Source organism: Nocardioides sp. (genome assembly GCF_029937575.1).
Taxonomy (GTDB): domain Bacteria; phylum Actinomycetota; class Actinomycetes; order Propionibacteriales; family Nocardioidaceae; genus Nocardioides.
The window spans coordinates 23111-29953 of the sequence record NZ_JAPYPS010000002.1; the positions used below are offsets into that span (position 1 = coordinate 23111).

Consider the following 6843-nt stretch of genomic DNA (forward strand, 5'->3'; position numbering starts at 1 on the left):
GGGTGGCTGACGCACCCAGCAAGGTCGTCGTCGAGGCGGACGGCGGCTCTCGTGGCAACCCGGGTCCGGCCGCGTACGGCGCCGTGCTCAAGGACGCCGAGACGGGGGAGGTCATCGCCGAGGACGGCACCGCCATCGGCAGGGCGAGCAACAACGTCGCGGAGTACCGCGGGCTGATCGCTGGTCTGCTGCTGGCGGCCGAGCACGCCCCGGGCGCAGTCGTCGAGGCCCGGCTCGACTCCAAGCTCGTGGTCGAGCAGATGTCGGGTCGCTGGAAGATCAAGCACCCCGACATGCAGGTGCTGGCGCGTGAGGCCGGCGACGTGGCGCCGCACGGCACGACGTACACCTGGGTGCCGCGGGCCGAGAACGCCCACGCGGACCGGCTCGCCAACGAGGCCCTGGACGGAGCACGTGACGGCGTCACGGTGCACGGGATCGACGCGGAGCCCGCCGACTCCCTGATCGAGGAGGTCGAGGAGTCCCCGCGCCCGAGCAATCCTCCTGCACGTGGCTGGGGTGGCGAGGGAGAGGCCACCACGGTGATCATCGTGCGCCACGGCGTCACCAAGCACACCTCGGCCAAGCGCTTCTCCGGTGGGCTGGGCGGCGACAACCCGGCCTTGAGCGAGGAGGGGCGAGAGCAGATCCGCGCCGTCGGCGACTGGCTGGCGCCGCTGGCCGAGCGGGTGGACGCGATCGTGTCCTCGCCGGTGCGCCGCACGCGCGAGTCAGGCGACCTGCTCAGCGAGCTGCTCGGTGGCGTCGCGGTGACTGACGAGCCGGGCTTTGCCGAGATGGAGTTCGGGCACTGGGACGGGCTGACGTTCGCCGAGGTCGCCGAGCAGCACGGCGACGAGATGACGTCCTGGCTCGGTTCCCTCGACGTCGCTCCCGAGGGAGGGGAGTCCTTCCGCGTCGTGCAGGAACGCGTCCTCGCTGCACGCGACCGGCTCCTCACCGAGCACGCCGGCCGGACGGTCGTCGTCACCTCGCACGTCACGCCGATCAAGACGCTCGTCGCGGACGCCCTGCAGGCACCTCTGGACGCGGTCTTCCGGATGGAGCTCTCGCCGGCATCGGTCTCGGTGGTCACCTACTACGCCGACGGACGTGCCTCGCTGCGGTTGTTCAACGCGTTGCCGCCGGTGCGGGATGCGTTCGCGTCGAGCGCTTGGTAGTGGGCCTTCGTGGCCGAAGCGAGGCGCCGCTTTCACCGGCTGGCCGGTGAAAGATGCACTTGGACGATGTCCGGACATCGTCCAAGTGCCGGGTTCACCGGCCAGCCGGTGAATGGCGCGCCCCGCGTCGACAGCCCTGTGGAGAGCCGGATGCGCGATCGGCGTCGTTGGGTGAGGCTCGTGGGCATGGACGACACGACACCGATCTCAGACCTTCCGATCCGCACGCAGGCCGATCTGGAGGCCTTCTGGCGCAGGCTCATGGAGCCGCTCGGCTTCTCCGACGGCACCCTGTGGGTGCTGGCGATCGGCGGTGACGACCTGCCGACACCGGTGCTGCTCGAGGTGGTCGACGAAGGGGTCCAGCCGACGCCCGAGGAGGCGATCGCCTTCGGGGCATTCCTGGCCCACCTGACTCCTGACGTGCCCGACGGCTCGCGCTGGGCCTTCCTGCGCAGCCGCCCCGGAAGCGGTGGGCCATCCGGAGCCGACCGCGCCCTGGTGGCCGCCCTCGTGGCGGGGTGCCGTGACGCCGGGGTGCCGACCGAGGTCGTCCACCTGGCGACCGACGACACCCTCGTGCCGTTGCCGTACGACGAGCTGGCGCGCTCGGCCTGAGCCCGTACCCGGCTCAGCGGGACTGGGCGGGACTGGACGGGCCTGGGCGGGACCGGACTTCAGACCTCGCTGACGACCACGTCGAGCTGGGTGCCCTTCGAGGTGGGGTCGCCGACCTCCACAGTCCAGCCGAGCGTGCGCAGCACGTCGGCGAGTCGGGCCGGGGTGCGTGGGTCGGCACCGTCCTCGAGGAGGGCGCGCACGATGCGCCCCTTGGTGGCCTTGTTGAAGTGGCTGACGACCTGGCGCCTGCCGTCCACCTCGTGCAGCACCCGCACGGTGGCCACGCGCTTGGCCAGCTCGACCGGCGGGCGCCAGAACGCGGCGTACATGCCGGACCGTAGGTCGATCAGGAGTCCGGCGCCGATCAGGGCGGGCGCCACCGGGTCCAGGGCGGCGCGCCAGTGGGCCGCGACGGAGCCGAGCCCGGGCAGGGTGGCGTCGCCGGAGAGACGGTAGGCCGGGATCCGGTCGCCGGGCCGCACCAGCCCGAAGAGACTCGACTGCACGGCCAGTCGCCCGGACGCCCGGCGCTTGCCCGACGAGGACAGCGACGCCACGTCCAGGGCGTCGTAGAGCACGCCGCTGTAGACGGCGTCGGCCCGCGCTGTCGGCGACGTGCGGGCCCGCGCGTTGAGGTCGACCAGGTCGAGCTGCGACTTCGGCACCCCGAGAAGCCCCGCGGCACCGGCGGGGTCCTCGAGGCACAGGGTGACCAGGGCGTCGAGCACCTCGGCACGTGCCGAGGTCAGCTCGGGGGTGGTCAGCGTCGAGAGGTCGAGCGACTTGCCCCGACGCGGAGCGGTCTTGCCCTCACTGGGCGGCAGCAGGATGAGCACGAAGGCATAGGTTAGGCCCATGCCGAGCAACCCCGTGGTCCGGCTCCGGACCGACGACAGCGACGTCGTCACGACCATCCGAGCGGGCATCGCCCGCATCCAGGCCGAGCTGGACGTCACGCCCGACTTCCCGCCCGAGGTCCTGGCAGCCGCCGAGAAGGCAGCCGGGTCACCGCGGCTGCCCGACCTCGACCGCACCGACCTGGACTTCGTCACGATCGATCCCGAGACGGCCCAGGACCTCGACCAGGCGGTGCACGTGCAACGTGGCCCGGGCGGCGCAGGCGAAGGAGACGTGGGGTACGTCGTGCACTACGCGATCGCAGACCTGGCCGCCTTCATCACCCCGGGCGACCCGGTCGACGTGGAGGCCAACGAGCGCGGCGAGACGCTCTACGGCGCCGACTCCAAGGTGCCGCTGCACCCGCCGGCGATCTCCGAGGACGCGGGCTCCCTGCTGCCCGACCAGGTCCGCCCGGCGCTGTTGTGGACGATTCGGGTCGACGCCGCCGGGGAGGGGACCGACATCCACGTCGAACGGGCGTTGGTGCGCTCGCGCGCCAAGCTCTCCTACGAGAGCGCCCAGGCGATGCTCGACGACGGCACCGCCTCCGAGACGCTGGTGCTGGTCAAGGAGATCGGGGAGAAGCGAATCGTCCGCGATGCCGCTCGCGGTGGGGTGTCACTTCCGCTGCCCGACCAGGAGATCGACATCGCCGACGGGCGCTGGCGCCTGGAGTACCGCTCGCTGCTGCCCATCGAGGAGTGGAACGCCCAGATCTCGCTGCTCACGGGATTCGGTGCCGCCTCGCTCATGGTCTATGCGCGGGTGGGTCTCCTGCGCACGCTGCCCGACCCGGACCCGCGCGACGTCCAACGGCTCCACCGCACGGCGCGGGCGCTCGGTGTCGAGTGGCCGGCCGAGATGCTCTACCCCGACTTCATCCGTGCCCTCGACCCGCACCGGGCCGACCACGCTGCGGTGATCCTGGCGAGCGCCCGGCTCCTGCGCGGCAGTGGGTACGTCGCCTTCGACGGCGAGGTGCCGGCCGAGCCGCAGCACTCGGCGCTGGCCTCGGAGTACGCCCACGTGACCGCTCCGCTGCGTCGCCTCGCCGACCGGTACGCCGGTGAGGTCTGCGTGGCGCTGTGCGCCGAGAAGCCGGTGCCGCAGTGGGTGCTCGCGGCGTTGCCCGGGCTGCCCTCGACGATGCAGCGCTCCAGCCAGCGGGCACGCACCTACGAGCGCGCCGTCGTCGACCTGGTGGAGGCGGGCCTTCTCGTGGACCGGGTGGGCGAGGTCTTCGACGCCGTCGTGGTGGCGGTCGACGAGAAGCGCCCCGAGCGCGGAACCGCGATGGTCCGATCGCTCGGGGTGGAAGCTCCCGTCTCCGACGCTGGCCCGCTGCCGCTGGGTGAGGACGTGCGAGTGCGGCTGGACACCGCGGACGTCACCGAGCGCAAGGTGCGCTTCAGCCTGGTCAGCGAGCAGCCGACCCGGAGCTGACCACGAAGTCCCGCAGGACCCGGTCGTCATCGCCCCAGGCCGCCCGGAACGAGGGATGCAGCGGCAGATCGGCCACGTCACCCTCGGGCACCCATCGGTGTCCGGCGCTCTCCGAGCGGTCGTAGATCGTCGGCTGGCCCAGCAGCGTGCCGAGCACCGTCTCGTAGACCCAGCCCCCGCAGTCGGCCGACCGGGACCCGTGCACCTGCACGTGCTCGGCGCCCAGCCCGATCTCTTCCTCCGCCTCGCGCAGCGCGGCCTCGACGGGCGACTCGTCACGCTCGCGGGCTCCGCCGGGCAGCGCCCAGGTGCCGCCGCGGTGCGTCCAGCCGGCTCGCAGCTGCATCAGTGCCATGCCGTCGCGGGCCAGCAGCAGCCCGGCCGCGCCGCGGCGCCCCCAGTGGGAGTGCCCGTGCGCGCACATCGCCCACTGCATCACGTCAGCATCACGTCACCACCAGCTCGCCACCAGGTCGGCAGGTCCTCACGCCGCCATGCTGCCATGCTGGGGTGCGTGAGGATCCTCGTGACGGGCGGCGTGCGATCAGGCAAGTCGCGCCACGCCGAGTCCCTGCTCGACGACGTCGTGCGGGTTCGGTACGTCGCGCCCGGGCCGGTGCTCGACGACGCCGACTGGCGAGCGCGCGTCGCGGCGCACCGGCTGCGCCGACCCTCGACCTGGGACACGCACGAGTCCGGCGATCTCGCGACGGCACTGGGCACGACCGACCCCGTGCTGGTCGACTGCCTCGGCACCTGGGTCACCCGCTTCGTCGACGACGCACACCTGTGGGACGCCCCGATCGAGGAGATCACCGGACGGGTCGACGAGGCCGTGCACGTCGCCGTGCAGGCGATGGGTGAGCGGGTGGTCCTGGTGACCAACGAGGTCGGTCTCGGCGTCGTGCCCGCACACCGGTCTGGGCGGGTGTTCCGAGACCTGCTCGGCAGCGTCAACCAGCGCTTCGGCGCAGCGGTCGACGAGGTGCACCTCGTCGTGGCCGGGCGCGTCCTGCGCCTGTAGTGCGCGGCGGGGTCGGCCTCAGGAGACGCTGACCAGCAGCGTGGCCAGCGCGACCTCCACCCCTGCCCCGTACACGTCACCGGTGACGCCGCCCAGACGGCGTACGGCCCGGGCGGTGAGGGCGGCGACCACCAGGATCGCCGCGACGAGTCCGACCAGTCCGGAGACCGAGGCCACCAACCAGCAGAGCACGGCCGCGACCGCAGTGACCGCGGCCGTTGCCGGGCGCGCGACGCTACCCACGAACGTCGCGCCCAGGCCGTCGGGACGCGCGCCGGGGACCCCACGCGAGCAGAGCCCGGCGAGCACCCCGCGGGAGACGCACACGAGCACCCCCGCGGTGAGCCAGCCGTGGTCGTCCAGGACCAGCGAGGCGAGACCGGCCGTCTGTGCGCCGAGGACCAGCACGACGGCCACGACGCCGGCCGGCCCTGCGGCTCCGGTGCGCATCACCGCCAACGACCGCTCGCGGTCGTAGGAGGCGGTGAGTCCGTCGGCGGTGTCGGCGAGCCCGTCGAGGTGGAAGGCGCGCGAGCCGAGGGTGAGCGTCGCGACGGCGACGACGGCGGTGGCCAGTGGCGACACGTCGGCCCGGGGCCCCGTCCAGACCACGAGGGCGACGACCGCGGCCAGCGGGAGCACGGCCAGGGGCGCGAGGAGCATGGCCACCCCAGCCACCGTGCGGTCGACGTGCCCGGGTGGTCGCACGGGTATGGCGGTCAGCGTGCCGACGGAGAGCCGCCAGGCATCGCGCACGGCGGTCCAGGACACCCGCGGGAGGCTACCAACGTGCCGTGCGAGGCTGCGCAGGTGAGTGAGGTGGAGCAGGTGCTGCGCTCCTGGGACGGGCCGGCCGGACACAGCGTCCTGCAGGTCCCGGTGCCGGAGCTGGAGGGCTTCGTTCGGGCTCGGACGGCGCACTACGACGCGGGCTTCGTGTGCGACGACCCGGGCTACGTCCACGCCCACGTCACGGCCCTGGGACCCTTCGTGCCCGAGCCGACCGAAGAGGACCTGGCCGTGGTGGCGAGAATCGCCGCTGACACGCTGTCCTTCGAGGCCGTGCTCGGTGAGGTCGCGGCCTTTCCGGACGGGATCATCCACCTGCTGCCTGCGCCGGACACGGGCTTCCGGTTGCTGACCCAGCGGCTGGGAGCCGCCTTCCCGGACCACCCGCCGTACGGCGGCCGCTACGGGCCACCGAGCGCCGTCCTACCCCACCTCACGCTGGACCTGGCCTCGGCCGACGTGGACGTGGCCTCGACCCGTCGCCTGCTCGGTGATGCGATCCCTGTGGTCACGCGTGCGCAACGTCTCGATCTCGTCTGGTACGAGAGCGGGAGGTGCCGGCTGATGAGGTCGTGGACGCTGGGCGGGCGCGCGACGCAGTAGCGCGGTGCTGGGCGTGCCCGCTGGGCGCGGACGCTACTTCTTGCCCTTGCCCTTGCCCTTGCTCTTGCCCTGCGCCTTGCTCTTCCCGCGGCTCTTGCTGCCGGGCTCGGCCTTCTTCTTGGCGGCCTTCTTCTTCGCCTTGGCGGCCCTCTTGGCAGCCTTCTTGGCGGCCTTCTTCTCGGCGGCCTTCTTCTTCGCCTTGTCAGCCTTCTTGGCGGCCTTCTGCTCGGCCTTCTGTTCGGCCTTCATGTTCGTCTCCGCCTGGGCGCCTGTCTCCACCGG

At 72.5% G+C, this 6843-nt stretch carries 9 protein-coding genes; 5 read left to right on the plus strand and 4 right to left on the minus strand.

Translation table 11 applies throughout. From position 1 onward, the window contains the following. Window positions 1-2 precede the first annotated feature (2 nt). Together Q1K33_RS01035 and Q1K33_RS01040 are read left to right on the plus strand one after the other, a co-directional pair. Window positions 3-1181, plus strand: a complete 1179-nt coding sequence (locus Q1K33_RS01035) for a bifunctional RNase H/acid phosphatase (RefSeq protein WP_300399823.1) — start codon at window positions 3-5, stop codon at window positions 1179-1181. A gap of 186 nt (window positions 1182-1367) precedes the next feature. After that, window positions 1368-1799 carry a hypothetical protein gene (locus Q1K33_RS01040; protein ID WP_300399824.1) on the plus strand — a complete coding sequence of 144 codons (432 nt, stop codon included), beginning with the start codon at window positions 1368-1370 and terminating at the stop codon, window positions 1797-1799. A 59-nt stretch (window positions 1800-1858) separates the two neighbouring features. Here the strand turns inward: Q1K33_RS01040 and yaaA are convergent, their stop codons facing one another. Then, window positions 1859-2659, minus strand: a complete 801-nt coding sequence (gene yaaA, locus Q1K33_RS01045; RefSeq protein WP_300399825.1) for a peroxide stress protein YaaA — start codon at window positions 2657-2659, stop codon at window positions 1859-1861. Between yaaA and Q1K33_RS01050 the strand changes: the two genes are divergently transcribed. Continuing rightward, window positions 2658-4145 (plus strand): RNB domain-containing ribonuclease, encoded by a 1488-nt coding sequence (locus Q1K33_RS01050; protein WP_300399826.1) that lies wholly within the window; start codon window positions 2658-2660, stop codon window positions 4143-4145. The two genes, yaaA and Q1K33_RS01050, sit on opposite strands and share 2 nt — an antisense overlap. Here the strand turns inward: Q1K33_RS01050 and Q1K33_RS01055 are convergent. Next, the gene (locus Q1K33_RS01055) at window positions 4120-4581 is read right to left on the minus strand and encodes an NUDIX domain-containing protein (protein ID WP_300399827.1); all 462 of its coding nucleotides are present in this window, start codon (window positions 4579-4581) and stop codon (window positions 4120-4122) included. The genes Q1K33_RS01050 and Q1K33_RS01055 overlap by 26 nt on opposite strands. Window positions 4582-4659: 78 nt before the next feature. On the opposite strand from Q1K33_RS01055, the gene Q1K33_RS01060 reads away from it, so the two are divergent. Beyond that, window positions 4660-5169, plus strand: a complete 510-nt coding sequence (locus Q1K33_RS01060) for a bifunctional adenosylcobinamide kinase/adenosylcobinamide-phosphate guanylyltransferase (protein WP_300399828.1) — start codon at window positions 4660-4662, stop codon at window positions 5167-5169. A gap of 18 nt (window positions 5170-5187) precedes the next feature. Here Q1K33_RS01060 and Q1K33_RS01065 read toward each other — a convergent pair whose 3' ends face one another. Further along, the gene (locus Q1K33_RS01065; protein WP_300399829.1) at window positions 5188-5940 is read right to left on the minus strand and encodes an adenosylcobinamide-GDP ribazoletransferase; all 753 of its coding nucleotides are present in this window, start codon (window positions 5938-5940) and stop codon (window positions 5188-5190) included. A gap of 39 nt (window positions 5941-5979) precedes the next feature. On the opposite strand from Q1K33_RS01065, the gene Q1K33_RS01070 reads away from it, so the two are divergent. After that, the gene (locus Q1K33_RS01070) at window positions 5980-6561 is read left to right on the plus strand and encodes a 2'-5' RNA ligase family protein (RefSeq protein ID WP_300399830.1); all 582 of its coding nucleotides are present in this window, start codon (window positions 5980-5982) and stop codon (window positions 6559-6561) included. A gap of 33 nt (window positions 6562-6594) precedes the next feature. Here Q1K33_RS01070 and Q1K33_RS01075 read toward each other — a convergent pair. Beyond that, a partial coding sequence (locus Q1K33_RS01075; protein WP_300399831.1) for a hypothetical protein occupies window positions 6595-6843 on the minus strand: 249 nt, incomplete at its 5' end.